At 64.1% G+C, this 25,841-nt stretch carries 25 protein-coding genes and 2 pseudogenes; 18 read left to right on the top strand and 9 right to left on the bottom strand.

What is annotated here, in order from left to right; translation table 11 throughout:
• The first annotated feature begins 13 nt into the window (after window positions 1-13).
• The gene (locus tag AB0L60_RS01275) at window positions 14-265 is read left to right on the top strand and encodes a hypothetical protein (RefSeq protein WP_364605544.1); all 252 of its coding nucleotides are present in this window, start codon (window positions 14-16) and stop codon (window positions 263-265) included.
• A 1-nt stretch (window position 266) separates the two neighbouring features.
• On the opposite strand, the gene AB0L60_RS01270 is transcribed toward AB0L60_RS01275, so the two are convergent.
• Together AB0L60_RS01270 and AB0L60_RS01265 are read right to left on the bottom strand one after the other, a co-directional pair.
• Window positions 267-785: a YbaB/EbfC family nucleoid-associated protein gene (locus tag AB0L60_RS01270; protein WP_364605542.1), complete on the bottom strand. Its 519-nt coding sequence runs from the start codon at window positions 783-785 to the stop codon at window positions 267-269.
• Window positions 786-798: 13 nt separating this feature from the next.
• Window positions 799-1,083, bottom strand: a complete 285-nt coding sequence (locus AB0L60_RS01265; RefSeq protein ID WP_364605540.1) for a hypothetical protein — start codon at window positions 1,081-1,083, stop codon at window positions 799-801.
• Between the two features lie 220 nt (window positions 1,084-1,303).
• Between AB0L60_RS01265 and AB0L60_RS01260 the strand changes: the two genes are divergently transcribed.
• Window positions 1,304-1,894 carry a hypothetical protein gene (locus tag AB0L60_RS01260; protein WP_364605538.1) on the top strand — a complete coding sequence of 197 codons (591 nt, stop codon included), beginning with the start codon at window positions 1,304-1,306 and terminating at the stop codon, window positions 1,892-1,894.
• A 556-nt stretch (window positions 1,895-2,450) separates the two neighbouring features.
• Here the strand turns inward: AB0L60_RS01260 and AB0L60_RS01255 are convergent.
• From AB0L60_RS01255 to AB0L60_RS01235, 5 genes are all read right to left on the bottom strand, one after another.
• Window positions 2,451-2,840, bottom strand: a complete 390-nt coding sequence (locus tag AB0L60_RS01255; RefSeq protein WP_364605536.1) for a hypothetical protein — start codon at window positions 2,838-2,840, stop codon at window positions 2,451-2,453.
• 269 nt (window positions 2,841-3,109) lie between these two features.
• Complete coding sequence (locus AB0L60_RS01250; RefSeq protein ID WP_364605534.1) at window positions 3,110-3,613, bottom strand: YbaB/EbfC family nucleoid-associated protein; 504 nt, start codon at window positions 3,611-3,613, stop codon at window positions 3,110-3,112.
• A gap of 2 nt (window positions 3,614-3,615) precedes the next feature.
• Window positions 3,616-3,939: a hypothetical protein gene (locus AB0L60_RS01245; protein WP_364605532.1), complete on the bottom strand. Its 324-nt coding sequence runs from the start codon at window positions 3,937-3,939 to the stop codon at window positions 3,616-3,618.
• Between the two features lie 37 nt (window positions 3,940-3,976).
• On the bottom strand, window positions 3,977-5,518 hold the full coding sequence (locus AB0L60_RS01240; RefSeq protein WP_364605530.1) for a hypothetical protein: 1,542 nt from the start codon (window positions 5,516-5,518) through the stop codon (window positions 3,977-3,979).
• A 103-nt stretch (window positions 5,519-5,621) separates the two neighbouring features.
• Window positions 5,622-6,485 carry a hypothetical protein gene (locus AB0L60_RS01235; protein ID WP_364605528.1) on the bottom strand — a complete coding sequence of 288 codons (864 nt, stop codon included), beginning with the start codon at window positions 6,483-6,485 and terminating at the stop codon, window positions 5,622-5,624.
• Window positions 6,486-6,747: 262 nt separating this feature from the next.
• Between AB0L60_RS01235 and AB0L60_RS01230 the strand changes: the two genes are divergently transcribed.
• The 8 genes and pseudogenes from AB0L60_RS01230 to AB0L60_RS01195 all read left to right on the top strand — a co-directional run.
• Window positions 6,748-14,478, top strand: coding sequence for an ADP-ribosyltransferase (locus AB0L60_RS01230; RefSeq protein ID WP_364605526.1), 7,731 nt, complete (start codon window positions 6,748-6,750; stop codon window positions 14,476-14,478).
• 31 nt (window positions 14,479-14,509) lie between these two features.
• Complete coding sequence (locus tag AB0L60_RS01225; RefSeq protein WP_364605524.1) at window positions 14,510-14,905, top strand: hypothetical protein; 396 nt, start codon at window positions 14,510-14,512, stop codon at window positions 14,903-14,905.
• 40 nt (window positions 14,906-14,945) lie between these two features.
• Entirely contained in the window at window positions 14,946-15,401 is a 456-nt protein-coding gene (locus AB0L60_RS01220) for a hypothetical protein (protein ID WP_364605522.1), read from the top strand.
• 19 nt (window positions 15,402-15,420) lie between these two features.
• Window positions 15,421-15,810 carry a hypothetical protein gene (locus tag AB0L60_RS01215; protein ID WP_364605520.1) on the top strand — a complete coding sequence of 130 codons (390 nt, stop codon included), beginning with the start codon at window positions 15,421-15,423 and terminating at the stop codon, window positions 15,808-15,810.
• 19 nt (window positions 15,811-15,829) lie between these two features.
• Window positions 15,830-16,885: a hypothetical protein gene (locus AB0L60_RS01210; RefSeq protein WP_364605518.1), complete on the top strand. Its 1,056-nt coding sequence runs from the start codon at window positions 15,830-15,832 to the stop codon at window positions 16,883-16,885.
• Window positions 16,886-16,897: 12 nt separating this feature from the next.
• Entirely contained in the window at window positions 16,898-17,182 is a 285-nt protein-coding gene (locus AB0L60_RS01205; protein WP_364605516.1) for a helix-turn-helix domain-containing protein, read from the top strand.
• Window positions 17,107-17,646: a DUF5753 domain-containing protein gene (locus AB0L60_RS01200; protein WP_364605514.1), complete on the top strand. Its 540-nt coding sequence runs from the start codon at window positions 17,107-17,109 to the stop codon at window positions 17,644-17,646. The genes AB0L60_RS01205 and AB0L60_RS01200 overlap by 76 nt, the downstream gene beginning before the upstream one ends.
• A 41-nt stretch (window positions 17,647-17,687) precedes the next feature.
• Window positions 17,688-17,801 (top strand): annotated as a pseudogene (locus AB0L60_RS01195) (DUF397 domain-containing protein); the annotation flags it as partial.
• Window positions 17,802-17,963: 162 nt separating this feature from the next.
• Here AB0L60_RS01195 and AB0L60_RS01190 read toward each other — a convergent pair.
• Entirely contained in the window at window positions 17,964-18,116 is a 153-nt protein-coding gene (locus tag AB0L60_RS01190; protein ID WP_364606806.1) for a hypothetical protein, read from the bottom strand.
• Window positions 18,117-18,358: 242 nt separating this feature from the next.
• A complete protein-coding gene (locus AB0L60_RS01185; RefSeq protein WP_364605512.1) occupies window positions 18,359-19,063 on the bottom strand; it encodes a hypothetical protein in 705 nt (234 codons plus the stop codon).
• Between the two features lie 151 nt (window positions 19,064-19,214).
• Here AB0L60_RS01185 and AB0L60_RS01180 point away from each other — a divergent pair, with 151 nt between their 5' ends.
• The 8 genes and pseudogenes from AB0L60_RS01180 (at window position 19,215) to AB0L60_RS01145 (ending at window position 25,835) form a co-directional block, all read left to right on the top strand.
• Window positions 19,215-19,598 carry a hypothetical protein gene (locus AB0L60_RS01180; RefSeq protein WP_364605510.1) on the top strand — a complete coding sequence of 128 codons (384 nt, stop codon included), beginning with the start codon at window positions 19,215-19,217 and terminating at the stop codon, window positions 19,596-19,598.
• Window positions 19,595-20,050: pseudogene (locus AB0L60_RS01175) on the top strand (serine/threonine-protein kinase); the annotation flags it as partial. The gene AB0L60_RS01180 and the pseudogene AB0L60_RS01175, both read left to right, overlap by 4 nt.
• Before the next feature lie 201 nt (window positions 20,051-20,251).
• Window positions 20,252-20,530 (top strand): hypothetical protein, encoded by a 279-nt coding sequence (locus tag AB0L60_RS01170; RefSeq protein WP_364606705.1) that lies wholly within the window; start codon window positions 20,252-20,254, stop codon window positions 20,528-20,530.
• 136 nt (window positions 20,531-20,666) lie between these two features.
• Window positions 20,667-22,550 carry a hypothetical protein gene (locus AB0L60_RS01165; protein ID WP_364605508.1) on the top strand — a complete coding sequence of 628 codons (1,884 nt, stop codon included), beginning with the start codon at window positions 20,667-20,669 and terminating at the stop codon, window positions 22,548-22,550.
• Complete coding sequence (locus AB0L60_RS01160) at window positions 22,547-23,320, top strand: ESX secretion-associated protein EspG (protein WP_364605506.1); 774 nt, start codon at window positions 22,547-22,549, stop codon at window positions 23,318-23,320. The genes AB0L60_RS01165 and AB0L60_RS01160 overlap by 4 nt, the downstream gene beginning before the upstream one ends.
• Before the next feature lie 474 nt (window positions 23,321-23,794).
• Entirely contained in the window at window positions 23,795-24,082 is a 288-nt protein-coding gene (locus AB0L60_RS01155; protein WP_364605504.1) for a YbaB/EbfC family nucleoid-associated protein, read from the top strand.
• A gap of 107 nt (window positions 24,083-24,189) precedes the next feature.
• Window positions 24,190-24,504: a hypothetical protein gene (locus tag AB0L60_RS01150; RefSeq protein WP_364605502.1), complete on the top strand. Its 315-nt coding sequence runs from the start codon at window positions 24,190-24,192 to the stop codon at window positions 24,502-24,504.
• Window positions 24,501-25,835, top strand: coding sequence for a hypothetical protein (locus tag AB0L60_RS01145; protein ID WP_364605500.1), 1,335 nt, complete (start codon window positions 24,501-24,503; stop codon window positions 25,833-25,835). Before AB0L60_RS01150 ends, AB0L60_RS01145 begins: the two co-directional genes overlap by 4 nt.
• The last annotated feature ends 6 nt before the right edge of the window (window positions 25,836-25,841 follow it).

Here is a 25,841-nt window from a genome sequence, read left to right as displayed (position 1 = left end):
GGAAGGAGGCCACATGACGCCCGATCGACCCGAGCCGGTGCGCACCGCCGAGACCGTCACGCCCGGCTACGTGCTGTGCTACGAGTGCGACGGCGAAGGCCGCTGCCCGCGCTGCCACGGCGTCGGCTGGCTCGACGACACCGGCAAGCGGCGCAGATGCCCACTCTGCCATGCCCGGCGCGTGTGTCCCATCTGCCGGGGCGAGGGAGAGCTGGCCATCTCGGATCTCTCGACGTACCAGCTCGGCTATTACCCGGAGCTGTGACTCACCAGCTGGAGTCGGTGGCTCCCCGATTTCGCTGGCCGGAATCCCAGTCGTCGTAGTCGACGGCATTGCTGAACTGCGGCGCGGGCTCGGTGAATCGCGCCAGCCGTTCGCGGGAGTTGGGCGGCGCGAGCGAGGCGGCCGGCGGATCCAGCGGAGCCTGCTGCAGATCCGGCATCCCCTCGATCAGCTCCGACAGCTTCGGCATCGTGGCGCGGCGATCCCGCAACGGCTGCAACAGTTCCCGGGACTGCTTGGCGACATCCTGGGCGGCCCGCTGTGCGGCGGTGGTCACCGCCTTGGCGATCTCGTCGTGGGTGAGCTCGCCGATATCGGCGGCGAATCGGGTGGCGATCACGATCCCGTCCGCGTTCACGGTGACGGTCACCCGCCCGCCCGCAGCGGTGCCCGACGCCATGAGCTGGGCCCGCTGCTGTGAGGCTTCGGCGATCTCCCGCATCTGCGTGGTGAAGCTCTCGAGAATGGAGGCGGCCGCGGCCTCGCCCTTGTCGCTCGACATGTGGAGTGCCGCCCTACGCGAAGTTGTTCTTGTTGCCATGCTCCATGGCGTCGAGATCCTTGGCCGATTTGTCGAGCCCCTGCTTCAGGTTGTCGAACGAGGTGGCCAGATTGTCGGTGCCCGTGGTCAGATTGTCGCTGCCGGTCGCGAACCCTTTCACGCCATCGGCGAACTTGCCGCCGAAATCATCGTCGCCCCATGCCGATTGCCCCGGCGAGACGGCCGAGCGCGCATCATTCGACATGCGCTGCAAGCGATCCCGGATCTCCTCGGCGACACTCGCCGCACTGCGCACCATGTCCGGATGCGCGTTCAGTCTTCCCGCCATGACGCCCCTCGCGAGTAAGCCGATTGTCGAAGATCGACTGTCCCACAGCTACCGGGTGAACACAACGTGAACAGTCTCTGTGCGGCTCCGGTCGGTCCGGTGCCGGAATTACTCGTATCCTCATGATCGGGCGGCGAGTCGATCCGGCTCGCGGCGACCAGCATCCGACGCGCGGTGACCAGCAGTGCTCATGGTGACCAGCAGTACCGGGAACGGGGAAGGGACGGGTATGCCGGACACGCTGCCACTGGCACGAACCAACGCGGAGGCCCGCCTCTACGTCAGCCTGCAACCCTGCCCCACCTGCGATGAAACCCGCTGCACCTTCCGCAGCTCCGTCATCACCGTCGACGGCGTCCTGGCCAGCCGCTACTCCGGCGAATGCCCCCGCTGCGGCGAGCAGCGCGTCTACGAATTCCGTCTCCCGGAAGAAATACTCCCCCCGCCCGCGAATTCCGTCCGCTTCGGTGCCGACCACGCCTCCGAACTGCTGGATCCCGGTGTGTGGCTCTGGTATTCCGACGTCTGCTCCCGCCAGGTCCCCGCCTCCACCGCGGGCCTGGACGACCGCGGCCTGCGCGCCGCCCGCCACGCCCTCGCCACCGCCGTCGCGGCGGTCGAGGAAACCCTGAAGTTCGTCCCCGCCACCGCCGACCGGATCCCCGGCTCCGCATTCACCTCCGCGCAGGGACGAGCCACCTACACCCGCGAGCCCGGCCGCTTCACCCGCCCCCGCCTCGAAGCCCTCCGCGACACCTACGCCGCCGCCCTCAGCCGGTAATCACCCGAATAAGCGGCATCCTTCGCCGCCTCATCAACCTCCCCGACCCGAAACCCTCGACTCGTAATGTGCCGCACCACTTCCGCCTCCGGCGGCAACCCGTGCTTGTGCAGGTAGTGCGCCCCCGCCCCCGCCCACACCCAGGTCCCATCGGTCCGGAAGTCCAGCGGCACATCCCGATCCCCGGTCCCGGCCCAGCGGGCATCGATCCGGGCGGCATGAACCCCGGCGCATAACCCGCCCTCGACTGTGCCATCAACCGCGGCCGCGCCAACTGCCCCACCAGCCCCGCCACGGTCGCGGCGAAAGACAGCATCAGCGTGGCCACCGTCAACCAGAACCCGGCACCCGCGTACTCCCAGAAGTTCAGTCCCCCCAGGGAGAACGCGATACTCAGCCCGCTGATCGCGTTCGCGAAAATGAACGCGGCAGCGGCCCCACTGGCCGCTCGCACGGCCGCGCACCCCTGCACCGGCCAGCAAGGCGATGGCCACGACAACGATGGCGATCAATCCCAGCGAGAAAATGCACGGCGGGCAACGGAACAGAGCCGTCATCACCCTCCCATATGGATATGACGTGCGAGGAACGTCGCATCAGCACCGTGGCGCGCATAGCCCACCACATCGCCCGACGCTATCTGCAGAACGAGCCCACCCACGAACGCCCCCGCCCAGAACAACACCCGCCGCCGAGCCCCCACCCCCACAGCGAGCAACGTTCCAACCAACCCGCCACCAATCACCATGAGCACGTACGGCACAGCTCCGAAGTAGTCGGTAGGCCGCGCCCGCATCCCATGCCCGTCGCTCTTCCAGGCATAGATGTCCCAACTGCCATGCAGCCCAATAGACATCACAGGCAGCCAGAACATCGCGACCGTCAACACCGCCGCCGCGATCAGCAGGAACCCGGTAACCCGCCCGGCCGGCCGCGTGCCGTTCACCGCCCCCGCGTTCCCCGGCTCACCACAGGCCCACTCATGAAGCCTTCATCCCGTGTGTAGGCCATAGATTCTCACGCCTCTCCCGATACAAAATGTGCCCCGCCGCCGCCCGAAACAGCATGTCCTCAACCCCATCGGTCCAAGCCGTCCGCCGAACCTTGTCGATGATCAAGGTCCGACTCATCTCCTCCCGCCTCGGCCCGAACCAGTACTCCGCCTCGTCCGGCTCATCGCGCACCTGCCGGTAATAGACAAGCAACGCCATAGCCTCACCAGTCGTCCGCGCGAATCCGGCCGGGGGTGATGTCATCCAGATCTTCGACATCGGTGAAGGTCATGATCGATTCGCTGTTCTGGTGTCGCTCCGGCGAATTCGGGGGTGCGGTGGAGGCTGGGATGGGTTCGGGGATTCGCTCGGTGAGGTCCGGCAGGCCCTCGATGAGGTCCGACATCTTCGGCATCCGTCCGCGCCGTTCCTGAATCGGATTCGTGAGTTCGGCGCTCTTGCGGCCCAATTCGGTGGCCGCGGCCTGCGCGGCTTCGGTGACGGCCTTGCTCAACTCGTGGAGCGAAAGGCCCTCGAGATCGTCGTCGAAACGGGTCTCGATAACCGTCCCATCGGCATTCACCACCACCGTGACCCGCTTCTGCAGCGCGTACCCGGTGGCCATGAGCTGCGCCCGTTTCTGCTGCATCTCGCCGAGAATCCGCATCTGCTGCTGGAACTCGTCGAGCATCGAGGCCAATTCGGCCTTCACGCTCTCATTGGCCATGGCTACTTGCCGAACGCGTCGGCGTTACCTTGATCGGTACCGTCGAGCTTCTTGCCGGACTGGTTCTGCCCGTCGGAGTTGTTCTCGGCGTTCTTGGCCAGGGTCTCGGAGAGACCCTTCAGCGTCTTGCGGGCGGCCAGATAGCCGGACCCGTCCTCGGTCCCGGCGAATTCCGTGCCGTAGCTGTCGTTTCCCCAAGGTTCGCCCTTGCCGCCGGTGCTGGCCATGAGACCGTCCACCACCCCGCGTAGCCGACTGTTGACCAGGTCCGTTTTGGCCGACGCCTTCTTCAATAGCTCGGGATCGACGTCGAGTTTGTCTGTCATCAGGTATTACTCCTCCCCATAGCAGCCGGTCAGCGCGTCAGCCGCGCTGCCGCATCCGTTCCTGAAACCGTTGAGTGAATCCCACGATGTAGATCGTCGGCGGCACCGAGGACGAGGACGGTTCGATCACGCCGTCGTCGGCCATGTAGTAGATCGCGCGACCGATCATGATCTCGCCCGGCCGGGTGGGCACGAAAACCATCCAGCCGTTGTCGATTCGTTCGGCGGTCAACTGGTCGAGGGGGTAGCCACTGGTGTCGGTACCGCGCGCCAGGATGAATCGGCGGACCTGCTCGATGGCGTCGATCCGGCTCAGCGGCGGCGCGGTGACAAAGGTCCGAAGGCCCGCCAGCGTGAACTGGTTGAGGGCCGAATCTACTTCGTGCTCGGCCGGATCGAAGACCGCGGCCACGGTCTCGTAGGTCACCAGTCCCGCCTGTGCCGCCGAAACCAGCGTCGCGACAGCGGATCTGGTGGCATCGGTGACCGCCTTCCCGGCGGACGTCATGACCTGCAGGATCACGTCGATGGTCGAGTCGGTGGTCCAGATACCGGGTACGGCGCCAGCTATGCCGGGACCGTCCGGCGATTCCCCCCGGAACCACTGTCCGTCCTCCCACCAGTAGCAGAAGGTCAGCTGCCCGGTGGCCGCCCGCGGATTCAACACCGCGTCGGTCACCCAATCCGGTGCGCCCGCGTACAAGCTGGGTAGTAGAGCGCCGTCGTTGTAGACAGCATCGAGTTCGGGTGCGTTGAGCACACCGCCCGAGATGACCGCCCGATCTCCCGGCAGCACGTACAGCGTGCTCCCACTGCGATTCGGTCCCTCGAACCAGGCGAGCGACGGCAGCATCCGGGGGCCGTTCGGTGCGTCGAGAGCGACGAATACCGCTGCGAGCGTGGTCCAGTGCGACCACATCAGCGGTAGCGGCGGGAAGACCTCGGTTGTCGCCTGGCCGCGAATCTCCTTCGCGCGATCGGACCGAGCCTGCTCCGCGGCGACTCGCGGCGAGCGCATCAGGCGCCCACCGTGGCTCACGTACGCGGCCAGCCAAACGGGTAGTCGGTTGCGCGGGTACTCGCGCAGATCGGCCAGATACGCCTCGGCCGGAAATAGTTGGTTGTCCGGAAACGGCTCGTCGCCGTAGTCGTAGTCGGTCTGCACCTGGCCGGCGTTATTGAGGCTGATTCGGATCCGCCACCACGGTCCTCCGCTCATCCCCGCCGCGACGTCGCGCTGCTCCTGCACCAATTGCAGGACCGACTGCGCGGGTTCGACCTGAACCGCCTGCTCCCCGGCCGAATACACGACGCTCCAGGTCTTGTCGGTCACGGTCCACGCGAAGGTCGCGCCGACCCGCTCCCAACCCTCCGGTGCGGCGGCCGCGAGTTCCTGGGCGATCCGATGCGTCAATCCCCGCGCTCGCTCGATGATCTCCTGCTCATCGACCACCGCTTCGGGACCGGGATGCGAAACCAGGCTGAATCCGATGTCCGGCTCCGCGTTGGACTCCGCGAACCCAGCCATGAACGACTTCATGAATTCGTCGTCCCGATTCCCGCCCTGAGGTCTGCTCACGTCCCGACTCCCCTCCTCGACCGGTCCCGCGCCTTTCACCCGGTCGGATACCTGTGCGACCTTACACATTCGAGGTGTCGGTGTCGGCCGAGGTGGGGTTAGCTCAGAGTTCGCGGGAGCTTACGTAGCCCTCGTCGGTAATGCGCAGAGCATCCAGCGTCGCCGTCGGGCTGCCCGACAGAACGACGTCCCAGCCACCGTCGATGCGCTGTGGGGCGAAGCCCATGGCCCCGATATCCACGCCGGCACCGATCAGATACATCCGGATTCGGCTCGATGCCTCGGCCGCGGACATCCCGCCCGGAGCCGCCGCGTGCACAGGCCATGGACGGCGATCGAAAAACCCGAGGCGTTCCGCCTCGCGTTGCCGGTTCTTCTCGCTGTGCCGGTAGTGGTCGGAGGTGTTCGTGAACGGTATCCGCCAGAGTGCCGGGCGCTTGGCCCAACCGTAGAAGTAGGGCCCGCCGGTCACCTGCAATCCCGCGGTGATCAGTCGGGAATCCTTCGGCTGAACGAGCGTGATGATGCCGCTGTGCCCGGAACCGTCGGCCAGCCGAACACGGCAAGTCCTGCGGTGGGTCGCGGTGCGGTTGTCGACCTCGCCGACGACATCGGAGGGCATCGCGGCGAAGCGGCTCACCAGCTCATCGAATTCTGCTGGTGGGCCCGAGAATCCGGCGGTGATCTCGTGGAGGCGGCCGTTGGCGCCCTTGTCGACCCGGTTGAACCCCTCGCCGACGAAGGCATTCGTGCTCCAGGTTTCGGAGCCGTCGCCGTCGGCGGTGAATCCCGCGCCCTCCAAGAGCGAGACCAATTCCGAGGCACGCCTGCGGCCGTGCGCGATGACGGCCGCGGCCTGTGCCTTGCCGATGGGATTCAGCGTCGAGGAGACCCCACCCCGATATCCGGTGCTCTCCTCCGGCCCGACCACGGCGATGCCGTGCGGAATGAACCACAGTGATCGCACGGTGACACTCCTTCGGTGGCGGCTGTCCCGATTCCGTTGCCGACCCTAGCCGATCGATAACGGCCGTCGCTTTCCCAGTTGATCGTCGGCGCGTTCTGTGGCAGCGTGTCGCGAGATCGTGAACTGTCCGTGCGCCGAATGCTCTGTTGGACAGCGAATCAGCAATGCAGGTCAGCGCGTATTCGGGGGCGATAGTGGGGTCACGGGGGTGTCTGATTGAAGCCACCGCTGCGCGAGTAATTCTCGTCGCAGGCGGTCCGCGATGATCTGGAAGCCGCCCGCGGCGGGAGCTCTCGGCTGGCTCGTCGGCATGAAATGGCCCGAAGGCAATGAAGACCTCATGTGGGGGATTGCCGACGACTGGACCGGTGCCGCGAAGGACATGCGCAGTATCGATGCCGACATCGATGCCGCGATCGCCGCGGTGCGCCAGGCCTATCCGACCGGCGACGGCGGCGACAAGATCATCGCTCAGCTGTCGGACATGCGGACCGGCAACCAATCGATCGACAAGCTCGCGGACTGGTTCGACACGATCGCGGGGACCGCGAACAACACCGGGACACAGCTCGAATACACGAAGCTGATGTTCTATACGACGCTGATCACGCTGGCCGCGGATATCGCGGCGGCGTGGGCGTTTCCGCCGACCGCGCCGATGGCCGAGGGCGCGATCATCGGCGTCGGCCGGATCACCGTGCGGATCCTCACCCGGCGCGCGATCGACTTCCTGGGCAAGGAAGCCGAGAAGGCAGGTGAGATCGCCCTGAAGAAGTTCATTCTGAAGCAGGTACTCATCGGTGGCCTGATGGGTGGATTGCAGGACGGCGCAATTCAGGCCTATCAGAACGAATTCGGACGTCGCAACGGTATCGACTACAAGCAGTTGGGGCTGTCAGCGGCAGGTGGTGCTGTCGGTGGTCTGATCGCCGCTCCCGTCGGCAAATACGTCCCGAAGATGTTGCTGAGCCCGCTGTCGAAGGACGTCGCCCAGAAGATGGTGACGCAGAAGGCCGCCAACTTCCTCGGCGGTGGAGTCGCCGGTGGCGTGGCCGGTCTGGGCGGCTGGGTCGTCAGCGGCGGTGTCACGCACAACTGGGAGTTCGACCCCCGTGTGGTCACCGCGGGTATTGCGGGAGGCACGCTGCCCGGTGTCGCCCACGAAGTCCCGTCGCCCTGGAAAGGCGGCGAGCCGAAGCTGTCCACCGCGGGGGTCAAGACCGACGGCGTTCCAACGGGTGTCAGTGAGCAACACAAGACCCCAGAGATCGGAACCGGCACGCCGTCGATGGGCGAGCAGCCTCATCAGACGCCTTTGTCCGCCGAGAACGCAGCTCGCGATGGTGCTCCGGCGGCCGAGCATCCCCAATCGGTGGAGCAGAAAGCGCAACTGACCGATCACGGGAGCCAGCACGAAACTCCGGCCGGTGGGCCGCAGGCCGCACCGAATGCGCAAGCGCAGGTGCACAACCCACAGGTCGTCGAGGCGCGCCCGGCGGACGGTCCGCAGGCCGCCAACACCGGGCAGACACCGGCGTCGGCTGATCCGCGTCAGGTAACCCCTGCGGGCGCACCGCGCGCCGAGACGCCTGGTGTACTGCGCACCGAAACACCAGCTGCGCTGAAACCCGAAACACCCGTCACCTCGAATTCGCCGCGTGCCGACGCACCCGGATCGCAGACCCCACAGGCTGCCGAACCGAGGGCCACGGCCGCCCCGGCACGCGATGGCGGCGCCGCGCTGACTCCGATGAGCACCAGGGCCACCGGGCAGGACGTCCCCACTCGCGTGGGCGAGCACACGGATCTGAGCCTGTCCGCGCGGACAGCGGAACCGGCGGTCGGTCGTCCGGACGGCAGGGAATTGGTCGGCGCCGGTAGCGGTCCCGCTTCCAGAATCGGCGCGCGACCCGAGAATTATTTGGGCGGAAGAGAACCGCGGCCGGATGGGCAGACGAATCATCCGTCCGGGTCTCCGACAGAGCACAACCGGGGACCCAACGACCAACGCGGCCCGAATCACCCGGCGGCGGGTCCGGCACCCGACCCGACCGGCACTCATACAACGCCGCCGCACGATTCCACGCCCGCGCACACACTTCCGCGCGACCCCGAACATCCTGTGCTGCCGAATGATTCGCCGGTAACCGAGGCCGAGCACGCGCATGCTCGTGACGCCTTGGATCGCCTAGGGCCCGAGGCGACGCCCGAACACCTTGCGCACGAACAGGACAGCTCTGTCGCGGCCGCGCACGACCGGGCGACCGAGAACCACGAGTGGTGGCACTCGCTCACCCCGGAGCAACAGGACGCCATGCTGCGCGTCCACCCGCACGAGCTCGGCAATGCCGACGGCATCCCACCGCACGTCCGCGACGAAGCCAACCGCCTGGCGATCGCGCGCGACATCAACCAGGTACGCGAACAGAATCCGCGGGTCGACAAGTTCCTCACCCGGTTCACCGATCCGGAGAGCGTCCGGCAGTGGAAGAACCTGCGGTCTACCGTGGAAGCCCTCGAGCACGCGGACGATCTGGCGCGTAGCTTCGCGGACAAGAACGCCGGTCACGAGCCGCCGGTGCAGGTGCTCTCCTACGACTCGGAGGCGTTCGGTGGCGAGGGGCGCGCGGTCGTCGCCTTCGGCGATACCCAGCACGCGTCCACCGTTTCGTTCCACGTTCCGGGAATCACGACCACGGTGCGAAGTCTGGGAACGAACCTGGACAACGCCTTCAACCACTACCGGGCCACATCGGAGAACAGGGATCCCGCCGAGGTCGCGTCGATCGCGTGGATCGGTTATGACGCGCCGAGCGGATTCCCGAAGATCCTGCGCGAGATGACCGACGCGCGGCTGGCCTCACGCGGCGGCCAACTCCTCGCCCGAGATGTTGCCGCGTTCAGTCAATCCCGTCGTTCGGACGCCGCCCTGCCCGGCGGCTCGCCGATACCCGACGTGCACCTGTTCGGCCACAGCTACGGCTCCACCACCACGGCCTTCGCGGGCGCGGGCGGACGCCTCTCCGGCGACATCTCCACCATCACGCTGCTCGGCTCACCCGGCGCGGGCCCGGTGGGGCACGCCGCGGATTTCGGCATCGGCGCGCACAACATCTTCGTCGCCAGTTCCTCGCGCGATCCGGTCACCTGGATCGGCGCCAACACACACGGCGAAATCGGCCGCATGGCACCGGGTCTCGGCAACGGCCTGGGGATGGACCCCGCCATCTCGGCCTTCGGCGCCAACCGCATTGCCGCCCAATTCCCCGGCGGCATACACACACTCAGCGACATCTCGACCCACACGGGCTACTACAACTACCTGGACAAGGGCGCCACGGTTCCGACCGAGTCCCTGCACAATTTCGCCCGTATCGCCAACGGCGAGAGCCCGCACACCCTGCCCGAATACCCTCGCCCCGGCCGAGACGACCTCAACGCGTGGCAGCGCAACGTCGGCTCCCGACCTCACGACCCGGCGGGCTTCCGTGCTCCCGAACCCAATGTCCATCAGGGCGAACACCCCTACGGCTACGACGATCTGGTCAACCAGCACCGCCCCCAGGACCCGGCCCCGGTCGCCCCGGAACGTACGCACTCCCAGGTCAACGACTGCGGCCCCCAGGCCCTCCGCCAGGTCCACGAGCTAACCGGCAACCCCGACGTCCACGTCCCCGAAGACGCCCACATCGCCGACCACGGCATGACCGCGGCCGAACTCGAGAACGCCGCGGGCGCCCACCTCGACCGCCACGAAACCCTGGGCTCCATCGCCGACCAACTCCACCGACTAGGCGACGGCGCCACCGCTCTGGTCGTCGACGAATTCCACGGCCCCACAGACGCCAACGACATCGGCGCCCACGCCTACACCATCACCAACGACGGCGGCCGACTAGTCGTCCACGACAACGCCGTCCCCGGCGGCCCCTACCCCTTCCCCCCGGACCACACCAACGTCAAATCCACCCACGCCATCGTCTACGACTCCCACGGCAACCCGGTACATCCGCTCGAACGAACCCCTGAGACCACTCCGGCGAATGTCCGCGATACTCGCCCGGAAGCCCGTATAGGCCAGCCGGATTCGCGCTCCGAACCCGCGCGTCAAGGGCAGCACCCCGAGCCCCGGCACGAACCAGTCACCCACGAATTCACCCATCCGACCGATCATGAGGTCGGTGGTCCCGCCCACGATCCGATCCGGCGTTTCGACACACCAGATGCTGCCCGCCACTATGGCGAGGAGATACTCGGTCCTATCCGAGACATGATGTCCGGCCCTGAACTACGTGAGCTGCAGGCATACACCAAGAAGTCTTGGATCAATGAATTCTTGCGCGCGCCGGACCCGGTGAAGTTGCTCACCAAGCTCGGTGAGGACGAAGTCCACTACGGGCAATTGATGCGGCTCACCGGCGGCAGCCCGATCATGCCGAAGATCGAAGTGCTCGAGCGATTGCTTGCGGAGCATCCCGATCCTCGCGATCCGAATCTCGATCCGCCCCTGCGCGCTGCGATCGACAGCATCCTCAACGAGGACAATCCGCACGCTCGGCTCCAGGAGCTGTGGCGTAATTCCGGCAAGCTGCCTTCGATGCGTGAGTATTTCGGTGGTGACCCGACGATGGACATCCTTCGATCTCAGGTCGCTCACCTCGACCAAGCAACGAATCGTCCGCTTCCCGAGGGAGTGGAGGTTTCGCGCGGTATCAGCATGAGGAGTCTCGACCGTCTCATCGGACCCGACGGCCGGCCACTGAACGGTCGTAATCCAAAACTGCTGAAGGGCACGGTCCAGGACGACCACGGCTACATGTCGACCAGTCTGGGACCGACCCCGCCTCAAGAATTCAGGCTCAAAGTCCGTATGGAACTGGAGGTTCCGGCTGGATCGAAGGGCGCGTGGGTCGGCGACAAGGGACTGTCCGGACCTGAGAACGAACTCATCCTCCAGCGTGAATCCCGCTTCCTGATCACAGATGTCATCGAGGATCCGCAAGGCGCGAGATACGACGATGGGTACGTCGACTACCTGGTCAAAGGAACCCTCGTACCGGCGGATTACGTCCACGAGCCGCACGTCGAAGTCACGGATGCCCACGATCCGAACTCGACGACGGACAAGCCCGAAGCGGATCCGGTTCATCCTCCGACGGACGGACCCGACGAAGACCACGTTCCCTTTCGGCTGGGCGACGAGACGCAGCATCCGGTCGAGCCGGTGCACCCGCAAGAGGCTCCGCATGCCGAAGGCAACGGACCCGAACATGTGCCGACCGATCCTGCCGATCGACCCTCGACGCTCACACCGCATCTGGCCGACCGCTTCAACGAGATGCATGAGCGCATCGCCGACATAGCTGCCGCCTACAACGATCCGACTCGCACCGCCGAACTACCCGGACTACGACTCGGACTCGGCGACCTGATGGACAAACTCGGAATGCTCGACCGCTCGACAGCGGTGACTGCGATGCGACTGTTCAACGAGTACAACCCCGAGTTCGCGAATTATCTGAATGAAAACTACAAGGCCTTACTGCCACACCCATCGGACGTTGAAAGTCATGGCGCGGTTCCGACGCACACGACTGAGCACCCTTCAGAGGTCGCCGATCATACCGGGCCATCCAAGGAACATTCGTCAGCTGACGAGCCGAACTCGGAACCCGCTCACGAGTTGCCGGAAGCCGGTGCTCCATCGGAGCTCACCCCACACGAGCAAGATGCATTGCACCGCTACACCGACCCCGACGCGGGCGTCTACGCCGATCTGAACAAGCGCCTTCGCAGTGGCGCTGACCTGGATCCCCATCAAGCGGAACTCGCAGACCATATCTCCTCGGCGCTCGATAAGCTTCCTACCTTCGAAGGCACGGCATGGCGAGGAACAAACCTCTCACCCGAGGACCTCGCTCGCTACGTGAAGGGCGCCACAGTTCGTGAGCCCTCATTCACCAGTACCTCGACCGACCGCAACCGAATCTTCACCGGCAATGTCGAATTCATCATGCACTCGACGAATGGTCGTGAAGTCAGCCCGCTTTCGGCCCGTCCGGCTGAGAAGGAGATCCTGTTCGACCGCAACGCGACGTTCGAAGTCCGAGGCGTAGTCCACGACCCCAACGCCAACCTCTTCGGCGTCACTCGCATCTATCTGGTCGAAACCCCCAGCCACACAGGAATTCACGAAACTTCGCCGGAGCATGCCGACACCCATCCCAGCGATAGCGAGGCTACCCATGCTCCGAACACTCGAGACCTGGTCCCTGAGGATCCTCCCGTCCGTTACGGAACCGACCGCACCTCACTAGGCGATTCCCCCGAAATCGAGCGAGTCTTCCAAAACCTCCGTAACGAGGGCGAACACGATGTAATCCTCCACGGCAACCGCTTCGGCCGCCCCACCGCCGACGGCGGCCACGAGATCGACCCGCAAAAGGTCGTAGAAGCAATCCGCAACAACCCGGACTATGTACCGGGGACCCCGGTCCGCCTCATCTCCTGCCACAGCGGAAACGAAATCGGCTGGGCCCAACACGTCGCTCATGAACTGGGTGTCCCGGTCCGGGCCCCGTCCGATCTGGTCGGTGTGAGGGCTCACCCGGATTCTCCAGCGGTCGTCCACAACGAAGGCACTTGGAAGACCTTCCACCCGGAAGGGCCGGACGGAAGAACCCCCGAACCCACCGTCCACCAGCCGGATTCCCTTGTCGACGCGGCCCTGCCCAGAGGCGGGGACACCCGAGATGGCTGGGACATTCTCGGCAATGAGACAGCGGATGAGCCTTCGGGTTCGCCGCACGATGAGCATCCGGGTTCGCCGCACGACGAGCAGTCTGATTCGCCGCACGATGAACACGGGCTCGACGGCGATTCGGCCTCTTCGAGGTACGCGGACCTCGAAGACGATGTGATCATCGATTCGGGCGATCCGAAGTACAACGAGCGATTCGTGGAATGGAATCGCCCTAGTCACCGACCCCCGGATCCCGAGAATCCGCACGCGCCGCGGCGGCCGCTCGATGTGCACGAAGAGATCCGAGCGCCACACCGTGACCGTGATAATGTGCCGGACGGCAACACGGAGCCTGACAGACTTCGGCCGGATGAGAGCCCGGATCCGATACCTGAGCCGCTGGGTGACTTGGCCGGGGACGGCGGGCTCCACCCGTGGACGGAATACCCTGTGGTCAACCAAAATGGCACTCGCACAACATTTTTCACCGACGGTGATGGTGTCGTCAAATGGGTTGAGGCTACTCCTGGTGCACGTGATATGGCCGTCGATGGCAAGGGAAAATGGTCTGGATTCAACCCCGACCTGAGCTTCCCATTGCTACCGGACGTTCAATATCAGGTTCCAAATTTTCATAACAATGAGAAATTACTGAACTTCCATACCGACGAGCATGGCCAGACGGATCGACTCACTGGAGATGTCGAAGCGCGGGGGCAGGACAAGAACCATCGCGACGACGACAGCAAGAAAGGCGCGCAGAAGCGTGCCAACCAGGAAGGGGAAGCTGCCTTCCCGAAGAACCCTCCCGGGCGTACGCTGACCCTCCTTGAACGAGCGAAGGCTCGTATCAAGTGGGCGGGCGGGCACCTGCTCGCGAATGAGCTCGGTGGTCTTGGTGAATATCTGAACATGCATCCGCAGATGGCAGCATCGAACTCCGGAAATGATCGAGACGGATGGGTTCATGCTGCATCGTGGCGGGCAAAGGAGAACCAGCTCGTCGAATTCGCGAGTCAGGATCATCAGGATATTCGAAACTATCAGGTCAAGATGATCAGAGAAGCCGACGGAGTTCCGGCTTCGGTTGTCATGCGCTGGCAAGAGGTTACCTACGCACGCAATTCCGACGGCACCGTGCAGCTTGGTTTGAACGGTAAGCCCGTGGTGGAGTCGGTGGTTACCAAGGAACGAGCGTTCTCGAACAAGGAGGCGAACTTTGGACCAGCCACCCCGTACAACGGTCGCTGAGATCTGCGCGATAGTGGAGCGTGCGGCGCCAGTGAGCTGGGCGCGCCTTACCCTGCAGGTCTGGGCGAATGTGATGTCGTACGAAGTCGCGGTGTCCGCGCAGGATGCCAATGGCAGGTCCGCGGGCGAGGTGAGCCAGCCGGCGGTGACCGATCTGCTGGTACGGCTGCGGAACGAGATGTACGAGCCTGATCGTGGAGCTTGGCTCTCCGCGAGGTTTGTGCTGAATCGTGGGGAAGAACCAGATATCTCGTTCAACTATGACGATGATCCACAGTGGTCACCTGACTTGCATCCGCTGATGTACGCGCGCGACCTGGAGGTGTATCCACGTGCGGAGCAGCATGTTCCGCAGTGGTTGCAGGATCGGGTGGCGTTCGGCCTGGAACTGGAACGGCAGCATGAGGCCGACGGCGATACACAGTAGGCTGTGCATTGATGATCGGTTTCCGAGGAGGACTTGCCTGATGTCGAACCAGCCGTTGAACCCGATGGAACAACAGGAGAAGCTGTCGGACATCACATTGGAAATACTCGAGACCCTGCCGATGGGATGGACGCGCTTGATTGTTCGCGGTCGGATTCTCGGTCGGTACGCTGAGCGTGAGAGTGGGGTGAAGATGCCGGATGGATCTGTGCAAGGCTTCTCCTTCCCGCCTACCGCATGGCGAAAGTTCCAAGATTTGCGGGACGGTATGTACGCCCCCGGTCTGGGCACCTGGGTCGAGTTCGAATATGTACTGGATCCGCCCGGCCGGTTTGTTATCGACTACAACCGTGACCAACTTCCCCGATTCAGTAAGAAAGGTCCGACGAGCAGGGATTTTGCCCTCGAGAACGAGTGGTATCCGCGCACGGCCGAGCACATGCCCGAATGGTTCCACGATGGATTGGGCACGCCTTCCTCGGAACATCTCGGCTGATGCACACAGGAGTGTGGCGGTGATCGGTCTGAAGCCCGTTGGTATCTATCAGGAGATGTACCGAAAAGCGCGGGAAGGGCTTCCGTCGTTGCGAGATTCGTACACCGACCAGGTGGTTGGGGAACGAGATCTGGTAGTCGCGTATATGAGGTCGGCCACGCCGGTCTTCGACGTACCGGCGGATGTCACGGATCTGGTCGATGTTTCCCAGACTATCCGTAACGGTCCATCACTGCTTTCTGACGGAGAGTGGATCTGGCGCATCGACTCGATCCATTATCTCGCGAACTACTCCCTCGCAATTCCGTCTGCGTTCCTCGATCACGTGCGCGCGCAAAACTACCGTCCCGCAACCGATGTCGACGTGTCCGACGCAAAGTTCGACGCTGCGATTTCCGCGTACTTCTGAACGAACTCAGGAATCCGCCATGACGCTTCCGCCTTGGGTGACCCCGCCGGATGAAACCGACGACAGCGAGATCGACAAGAAGCTCGCGGCGAGACTGGGTGTCACCGTCGACCAGTTGCACGAGATCGACCGGCAGATGGCCGAGGATGTACGTGCCCGCGACGCTGTTCCGCCTGCGGACCGAATCGTCGACAGCAGTCCAAAGTTCAATGAGGGTTTCGGGCCCGACAACGCCGCGGACACCGCACAGTCCGGCGAGATCCGAGCCTCCGCCACGCTCCCGCCTCTTTTGTCGGCGGAGGACGCGATGGCGCCGAACTACGACGCCTGGACGCGTCTTCCGGTGTTCTACTTTCCGATCACGGTAGGCGACACCCTGATCGGCTACCTGTGGGGGTCACAGGACGGGAAGTCCGCGGGGTTCTTCCGGAACCTCGCGTCCGCGGTCGATCGTGTGAAATTCGCTGTGTACTGGAACAATCGGCTCGAAGAGACCTACGGTATGGGGCTTACCCCGGCGGAGGCGATCGAGTATTGGCGTGGAAGGCCTGGGGACCCCCAACTCGGTGCGATCGCTGGTAACGCGGAGCGAGGTGAGTCGCGGACTATCCAGGAGTTGGCGCTGCGCTTGAATCCCGATAAGCCGTTGGGCGATGGTCCATGGGTCCAGGACGGCACCTTTCCAAGTGGCAGTCCGGAGGATCGCTCGGAAGGATTCAGCGCGATCGCGCCTTCTCCGACAACCACATACCCCGAGGAAACCGCTTCGGCTGTCATTTATCTGCCCGTCAGTCTGAAAGGCACGATCGTCGGGTATGTGTGGGCGTCGACGAGTGACGATGCCGCCGGGTACATCCCGCGCACCGCGGTCGGCCACACGGGCTTCGTTGCGGGGGGACTGTGGCGCTCACGTCTCATCAATGCACATATGGCTGGGCTGTCGGCGCTCGATGCGGTTCGGCGTTGCCGGTCGCTACCAGACAATGCCCCTGGGACATTCGGTGTGATCGAGCCGATTCCGGAGCAGGAGGCGCCCACGCTCGCCGATCTCCGCCGGCTCGCCGATCAAGATTGACCGCAGGCACGGGTGAAGCAGAGTGAGGCATCGCAGGCGATCGGATGCAGTCAGCCGAAGATCGTTGCGATGGAGGCCGGGAAGTACCTGCAGCAGCCCGATGGTGTGACCGCTCTACTGAGGTTGTACAGAGCCGATGTGGCGCAGATCGACCGGCTCGCATCGTCGCATCGCTGGCCGGTCGCGCAGACCAGAAGACTTGGTGGGCACCGTTTTCCGAGGTGCTGCCCAACTGGTTCAAGACGTTTGTCGGCCTCGATGGCCTCGCGCGGAGCCAGTTCATCTATCAGACGGTGACCTTCACCGGTCAACTACAAACCGAGAGCTATGCGACTGCGCTGCACGCGGGCAGTCCGCTGGTGGCGTCGGTTGACGTTCCGCAGACCGTCCGGGCCCGCATGGCGAGGCAGCGGGTCGCGGACACCGCCGACCCGATGGGTTTGAGTACCGTCATCGAGGAGGCAGTTATGGTCCGGGAGGTTGGCGGTCCGCGCGTGATGCGCGAACAACTGGACCACCTGCTGACCCTGATCGAGCACGACCACAACGATATTCGGATTCTTCCGACCAGGACCTACGCCCATGGCGGGAAGGTCGGCGAGTTCATCTTGCTGTACTTCGACGAAGCGCAGACAGTCGGCTACATCGAATACCCGACTGGCGTCTCTACCTGCAGGATTACGATGGGGTGGCAGTGTACGAGATGTTGGCCGACCAGCTCAGCGCGGCGGCACTGTCGAAAAGTGAATCCGCCGAACTGATTCGGAGCCGGGCGACCGAGTGGAAATAAGGGAGTCGGCGCATGGCCCCGGTCGCGGGTCACCTATGGCGTAAGTCCAGCTACAGCGGAAGCAATGGGGGCCAATGTGTCGAGGTATGCGTCACCGCGCAGACGGTTCTGATCCGCGACAGCAAATACACCGGTCCGAGTGAGTCCCGGCCGGGTGCCATCATTCGATTCGCCATCGCCCGTTCCTTTCCGTCGACCCCGATCCGGCGCTTCGGCCGGGTAACGTTGTCGACGGTAGAAACCGGGACTAGGCGACTTCTAACGAACTTCCAACGGAGACCTGCGCGACTACAGCCCGCGTCCGCGCTTGATCAGCGCATACAGCAGGTTGAAGTTGGTGAGCGAGCTGATCGGAACGGCGATCGAGGGATGTTTGGCCGCGGTTTTGATGCGGAGCCGACCCTCGGCAATGTCAACGTCGGTGATCTCGGCCCACTGCACCAGGGTGCTGTATCCGGTTACTCCAGCCCGGCTGAGCACGCGACCAGCCCGACGAATATCATCCCGAGTCGTCCGATGCCGCGCCAGTCCATCGTGACCGCGCCGTAGGTCTGAACGTGCCTCCCCAGACCCGCCCGCACAGCCGCTTCCGAAATGCGCTGTGTGTCATCGGTTTGCAGACCTGGCTGCGTCATGATTCCCCCGGTCGTCAAACGTTCTTCCAACGATGGTGCACGAGCGTGTCACCCGCGGTATTGACCACCGCTATTGAGCTGCGCCGCAGCCTGGTTGACGGCTGTGGCGAGCTCGGTCATCAGTCGTATGACTTCCAGGTAAGCGGCGGAATCACGGGGGACGGTTCCGCGGATCCAGCAGATCAGTACTCCATCGTTGACGCGAATGCGCGCCGTAGGGGCAATCTGGACGATCGCGTACGCCGCCTTCTTGACGGGGAGCGTCAGTAGCTGCCGGGCATGATCAGGGTTATTGGGGGTCAGACCGAGGTACCAGCGATCGAATTCCGCGTCACCGCTGGAGAATCGGCGGTGTTCGACCGATTTCTTATTGAACTCGAGAAGCCACTCACCCTGGGTCGACAGGAGGTCCAGCCGGTCCACCGTGGGATCGACGCCTTCGAGCAAGGCCGCGGTGTGTCGCCAGGTCTTGATCGTATTGAGGTACATGGTCTCGTGCTCGACCAAGAATGTGGTGAACGGGAAGCCGAGGGCCTGACCGTGGATGGGCTCCTGGTATTTCGCCTTCGAAGGGTAGGGGCACAGCCCGACCTTCGCGTGTTGCTCGCGCCAGACCTCGGTGGGCCAGCTGGGCACACCACCCATCGCGGTCGCCATCGCCGCATGCGCCTCACGGTTCTTCGCAGTGCCACTGATCGCCAGCGCACCCCACGCCACCACGATGACCACCCCGATGACAATGGCAATAGCCATGAACTCCCCCTGTAATCAAGCGTCCATCAACCGCCCGCAGCTTAGTCACCGCCCGGATACGCCGCTATTCGAGCTATGTCCGCTGGCCAGCGGCCCTGCGACTGCCCGGCTAGGATCGTCTGAAACGTGTCGGGGTGGGAGGGTTCCAAGGGTGAGTGCCGAATTCGACGAGTTCCCAAGGCTCGCGCGCGTCTATGACCACCGCGACGAAGACGGTCGCCCGGTCGCAGTCAGGGCGTCGCTGCCCTCACACCTGCGTGACCGGATCCTCGCCTACCTCGACTCCGCCCCGATCGTCCTGGCCGCGCGCAGTTTCGAGGCCGACGAATTCATCCCCTCCGTCCGTGACGTGCCCCTGACTTTCCGCACCGACGGCGTCTGGATCTGGTCCGGCGCGGTATCCCACTACTTCCGCAAGCACGCCCTTCCTCCAGACCCAGAGCTGGTGCGCCACATTATCGCTCGCGACTTCCAGCTGGGCGAGGTCAGCCCGGAAGCAAAAACCCTGGCTGTACGGATGATCACCGCTGGATGACAACGGTGAATTGCACGGAAGGGGACACGCAGTCTGTCTCCCTGGATTACGCGCACAGCCGCGGAATCCTGCACCGCGACGTCAAACCGGCGAACATCCTGCTGTCGAGAGCAGATACCGGCCGAGACGAGCGGGCGATTCTCACCGATTTCGGAATTGCTCGCCTGCTGGACGCGAGCACCTAGCTCACCTCCACCGGAAGCTTCACTGCGACACTGGTTTACGCCTCGCCGGAACAACTGTCTGGCGAGCGAGTGGACCACCGCTCAGACCAGTACTCGCTCGCTTGCACCCTGTTCGCGTTGCTGGCCGGACAACCACCGTTCGCCGCGACCAATCCCGGTCAGGTGGTCGCAGGCCATCTGAGCAAACCCGTTCCCCTGCTCAGCAGTCTCAGACCTGACATCTCACCGATGTTCTACGGCGTGCTCGCTCGCGCGACCAGCAAAAGGCCGGAGGACAGGTTCCCCAGCTGTTCGGAGTTCGCGTCCACTGCTGTTGCTGCCAGCGTGCAGCCGTCGGTGCCGTTCTCTCGGATCGCGCCGACCGTCGTCGCCTCCGCTCCGCCCCCTGCTCATCGCTGGGTGCCGCCGTCTCCTGCGGCGCAGCCTGCAGCGCGACAACAGGTTTCGGCCGAACCCGAACCGAAGGGCATGAGTCGGAGGAGGCTGCTGCGACTGAATGTCGCGGTGGTTCCGCCGGTAGCCGTCGGCATCGCGGCAACAGTGGTGCTGTCAAAGGACAAGGACTGGGCAAGCGGTAACAACGAGGTGTGGCTCTGGGATGTGGCCACTCGCGCCAAGCTGTCCGATCCCCTCGCCGGCCATACCAGCCCGGTACGTTCACTGGCCTTCGCCCCGAATGGCTCGCAGCTCGCCTCCGGCAGCATGGATCACACCGCTCGACTGTGGACGATGCCCCGCCCGAGGTGACGGGAAGCTGCGCGGGGTACCTCATGGTACGGTCGGGCCGTATCGTCACCGGGGGCTTGGTAGCGCAACACGGTGCAGTAAGGGTCGTGAATAGCGTTGGATTGCAACGTTATTGGAGGGGGAGGGAGAACGTTTCGTGGCCGATGGCGACGCCTTCACCAATCTCAGAAACGACGGCCAGAAGGGTGTGTACTTCGACTCCGGAGCCGCCCAGACGATGGCGCAGCAGGCCGCCGACATGTTGACGGTCGTGAACGCGGCTATGGCTCTGGTCCAGCCGGAGACGAACCTGCAACCGTTCAATCAGCGAGACTCCGGGCGGATGCTCGCGGACAAGCTCAATGCGGCTACGCAGCGTCTGGGCGGCACGGTCGCGAAGGACCATGTGGCAGTTCTCACCAGTATGGGTGAGGCCTTCGTCGGGGCGAATAAGGCGTACGCGGACGCTGATCAGACGTCAGCTGTGAACTTCGACCAGAATGTGCGCGACAGATTCAGCGGTATGCACGCGAGTGGGCAGCCCGGATTGGCGACGTCTCCGCTGGCCGCGCTGACACAGCACGTCGACTCTGTCAGCCTGCCGGGATGGGGGCAATCCAATAGGGGCAACGTCTACGAGTGGTCCGGAACGTCGAAGGACGACTACTCCAACAAGCTCCAGAGCACAGACCAGGCGGGCCAGCTCAGCTCCGCTGCCAAGGCTGCGGGGATTGCGTTGGACGGTAAGCAGATTACTCCCGAATCGGGCAGCCAATACGGCTGGGACGATTTCCACAATCATTGGCAATATATTCACGATTCCACGATCCTCAGCGTGCTCGCGCAGCATGCGCAAGACTGGAAGACCGCGAGCGCTTACATCAAGAGTCAGGCGTCTACTTTTTCCGCGGCCAAGGACCAGTATCTGACGGGCTACCAGGGTGACAACTCGATCGGGGAAAAGATCTGGGCCTCCGACGCTGCCAAGCAGGCGCGGGACGGGATCGGGCACTACCTCGACAATGTGAAGGCCCTGACCGATTCGATGGATTTGATGAGCGCCAATCTCGCCTTTGCCGAGGGATGGCTGAAGAAGCTGCAGAATTTCTTGCCGTACAAGAGTATTTCGCAGACCACCGAGCTTGTCGCGGCGGGAGAATCGGCCGTCGAGATGCCCATTTCGCAGAGTTCCGTCGATGAAGCGATGAACGAGATGCGGCAGGCATGGGATGAGTGGTACGGCAATGGCGTCAGGGACTCGAGCGGTGCGGTGCCCATCATCCCCGACCCGAAGGCTGCGGTCTCGATAACGCCGCCGGGACCGGCACCCACCGATCAGCCGGATCCGAATGCGAAGCAGCCGGCGGGTACTCCCACCACGCAGACCCCGACCACCCAGACACCCAATATCGACAACCCGGACGGTCAACAGCCAACCAACACTGATCCGAAGGACACCGATCCCAAGAAGACCGACACGCCGACAACAACGACTGACACGACGCTCCAGACGCTGATCACGCAGGCCAGCACGGTGCTTCAGGCTGGCATCACCGCCGCCGAGCAGGGCGTCGAGAAGCTCGCCTCGGCGGTCGAAACGGCGCTGACGCAAACACAGACGACGACGAAGACCACCGATCCGACGGATCAGCTCACTCAGCAGTTGCAGAACCTGGGCTTGATTCCGAACACCGACACACCCGGCGGAACCCCGACCGGAGGCAGCCCCACGGGTGGCACGCCCACTAGCCCTGGGTCGCCCCAGACACCGAAGACTCCGATCGCTCCTCGTTCCGCCAACCAGACAACGACGACCGAGACGGACGCGGAGGAAACCACGACTTCGCGTGCAGGACTGGCATCTACGTCCTCGGCCTCCTCCAGCGGCTCAACCGGTGGTATGGGTGGTTCGCCGATGTCGGCGGGCTCGCAGGGGCAGGGCAAGGAGCACAAGCGTCCGCAGTTCCTCACGAACCTCGACAATCTCGAAGAAGTTCTCGGTGAGGCTCCGGCCGCGGTCACCCCGGTGGCGGAGAAATGACGCAGAGTTGGCGATTCACCGAGGCCGAGTTCTACGCCCTCTGGATGGATCGGACGGGACAAGCGCCGCCGAAGCCTTTCTTGTTCACCTCGGCTACGCAGACCGCGGACGAATTCGACGCCGAGCAGTCGGAGGCTCGAGAAAGCCTGAGTCACAAGGTCGGCGGAAATTGCGAGCTCGTTTTCGACGCCATGGCAAACCCCGATCTGTTCCTGACCGCTTACGGATGGGATGAACGGGACCGCTTCGGTACCGGCTCGATGATTCGGGCCCGCGCTACGCGTAAGGGACCAAAGGGCTATGTGATCAAGCAGCTGCCCGGCACGAGCTACTTCCAACGTGGCGGCTACACGGTGACCGAATGCGATCCCATCCAGCTCGCCGACGAAATCGTTCGTGCCATGCCCTCCGTCGAGCGGGGCCGTCTCGGCGACATCGGATTGGCCTCACACGAGCAGGATCTCGACCACGATTTCGGCCGTTCGTCCATCGCCGCCGCACCGGACACCGCGGTCTCTCGCACGCGGGAATTCATGGCGCAGTCCATCACGACGGCCGGTGAGGTCCGGATCGTGCAGGGCCGATCGGTGTTCGGTCCGCGTGGAATCACCAGCCACATAGTGCGTTTCCGCGATATCGAAGATGACGGTCGTTACGTCATGGTCGAGAACCCCCAGCGTGCACTCGCGGTCGATGAGACCAGATTCATCTCGGTAGTCAACAACTATGTCGCCGCAGTGGTGCAGACCATCAGAGACGAGCGCGGGTGAACGCATCCGCGCATCGAAATGCTGTTGGCTTGGCGAAGCGGCCTGTGATACTCATACGCATAGCTAACTGGGAGGGAGTTCGGCATGACTGAGTCGGGGACGACCAGTTCTGGTGCTGGCGAGGGGGATTGGGCCTCGCTAGTTGTTGCCAGCACGTCCGGGTCTATTCGGGTGCGGGCGACCAATCAGGGGTTGCCATTGGCCGTGAAGGTCGAATCCGCTGAGCTGCATCGGGATCCGGGACAGCTCGCTGGGGAGGTCTTGCGGCTGTGCCAGAAGGCTGCGAATCGGGCTGGGCTCGCGCTGCGGAAGCAGTTGGAGGAGGCCGGGCTTGGTGCTGAGGGCCTTGCTCGGACCGGGCTTCCCACTGAAGCTGAGGTCGCTCGACAAGAGATTGTCGAGGAGCAGGACTACGATACTGAGCCGCAGAGTTGGCTCAGGACGGTGTGAGAGGGGGCGCGCGTGGTTTCGTCTATGGATGAGCTGCAGGAGCAGGTTCGGCGGCAGCTGTATCGGTTTCAGGACCTGGCGGATCAGATGGCTGCGGTCCGGGGGCGGGAGACTTCCGAGGACGGGGCCGTGACGGCCGAGGTCGACGGGAATGGCGCGCTCAAGGATCTGCAGTTCACGAGCGCTGTTTCGCGGATGACGCCGGCGGAGTTCGAGCAGGCTGTGGTGACGACGGCGGCGCAGGCGGCGCGGCGGGCGTTCGAGCGGCGGGCTGAGGTCGTGGACCGATTCAATGAGGAGATGGCCGGCTAGGCCGGTTTGTTAACAGAACTTTGGCCAGAGTTTGCATCTTGCGGTCTGGCACAAGAATTTTCGCACTTGTAGTCTGAGCACGATCATAGGTAGTGGGAGGGACACTCATGGCCGATCACGTGGCGGCGGAATTCGCGCCCATCTTGGCGTACGGCACACAGAAGGCGGGCATCGCTGCGCAGGTCGCGGGGGCGGCCGGAGCTGATGTGGCTACCGCGCTCGCGCAGGCGGTGCCGGTGTTCGGGCTGATCGGGCAGGAGTTCCTGGCGGCGTTCGCTGTCGCGCAGGGTAATTACCTGCTGTCCTCAGCGGAAATCGCGGCGGTGCACGCGGACACCGCGACCACGGCGTACGCGGCTGTCGGGGCATACGGCACCAACGAAGTAACCTCGGCGGCGAGCTTCCTATCGACGGTGCTGTGACCAACCCGTCGAATCCGACCGTTCTGGACGAGCTTCGCAGCAGTCCGATCGGTCCGTACCTCGATACTCCGGTCACGGATGTATTGAGCAATCTGGGATTGCCGCAGCTGCCACAACTTTCGTCGATCAGCCTGCCGGATCTGTCGGGGATACAGATGCCGACGCTGCCGACGATCGACCTGACGAGCCTGATCCAGCCGGTCGTCAGTTTGCTGCAGTCGTTCGGGACGGGGAGCCTGGGCAACAGCAGTTTCAATCCGGCGACCATTCTGACTTCGCTGATCAGTGCGCTGACTTCCGCTGTGTCGCAAAGTAAGTCGGCGACAAGTACAGTCATGAACACCTGGACCGGCGATGCCGCCAATGCCGCGCAGGACAAGAGCAAGATGGTCGAGGCCAACAGCGTCGAGGTGGCCGCCCAGGGGGCTCAGCAGCACGGGATTCTATTGAGCGCCGAGGCCATCGTCGCCGAGGGCTATGCCGAAATCAGCGCTGTCATCGCGAAATTCGTCGCGGAGGTGACCGCGGGCATCGCGATGCTGGCGACTCCCGCCGGCATCCCGTGGTTGATCGCGACCGCGACCGACGCGATCACGGAAGGCACGGCCATCGCGGCCAAGACCAGCGCCGAGCTGGCGGGCAGCACCGCCGAGATCACCGCGGCCGGAACGAAGATCATGATCGCGGGCGCGCCGATCGCTTCCAATATCGCGGATCTGGTGAACATGGTGGGCACCGCGCTGCAGCCCATGGCCAGTGTCGCGCCGACGGTCGCGGAAAAGCTGGTCGAGAAGGGCGCTTCGGTCGTCTCCTCCGGCGTCAGCGACATCAGTTCGGCGCTGAGCAACAGCAATACCAACACGAACACAAACACCAATACGAACACCAAGACCAATACGCCCACGGACACCACCATCAAGACCGAAGACGCCGCGAAGACCGACAGCCCGGACGCCACGAAGACCGACGGTGGCGGCGGCAGTCCGCTCAGCACCCTGTTCGGCGGCGTGCCCACCACCACGACACCGACGAATATGCCTGGCACCAGCCGGATTCCGACGGGCGAGGTCACCTCCGGACCCGGAGTTCCCAAGACCACCACCGAGGCGACCGGTCGTACCACCGCCACCACCTCGCCGGGCATGGCCTCGGGCGCTGGTGCCGCGGGTCGGGCCGGCGCCGCCGACGAAGAGTCCACCTCGGACCGTTCGGGCCTGGTCACGGGTGCGCACGGCGACGAGGTGGTCGGTGTGATCGAGGGTGTGGTCCTGCCGGTTGTCGGCGCCATCGAAGCCATCGAAGAGCCGCCGGACAAGGCGCTCACACTCTGAGATCAC

Origin of the sequence: Nocardia sp. NPDC051981 (assembly GCF_040680715.1) — a bacterium.
Lineage (GTDB): Bacteria > Actinomycetota > Actinomycetes > Mycobacteriales > Mycobacteriaceae > Nocardia.
This window is presented reverse-complemented; position numbering and strand designations above follow the sequence as displayed.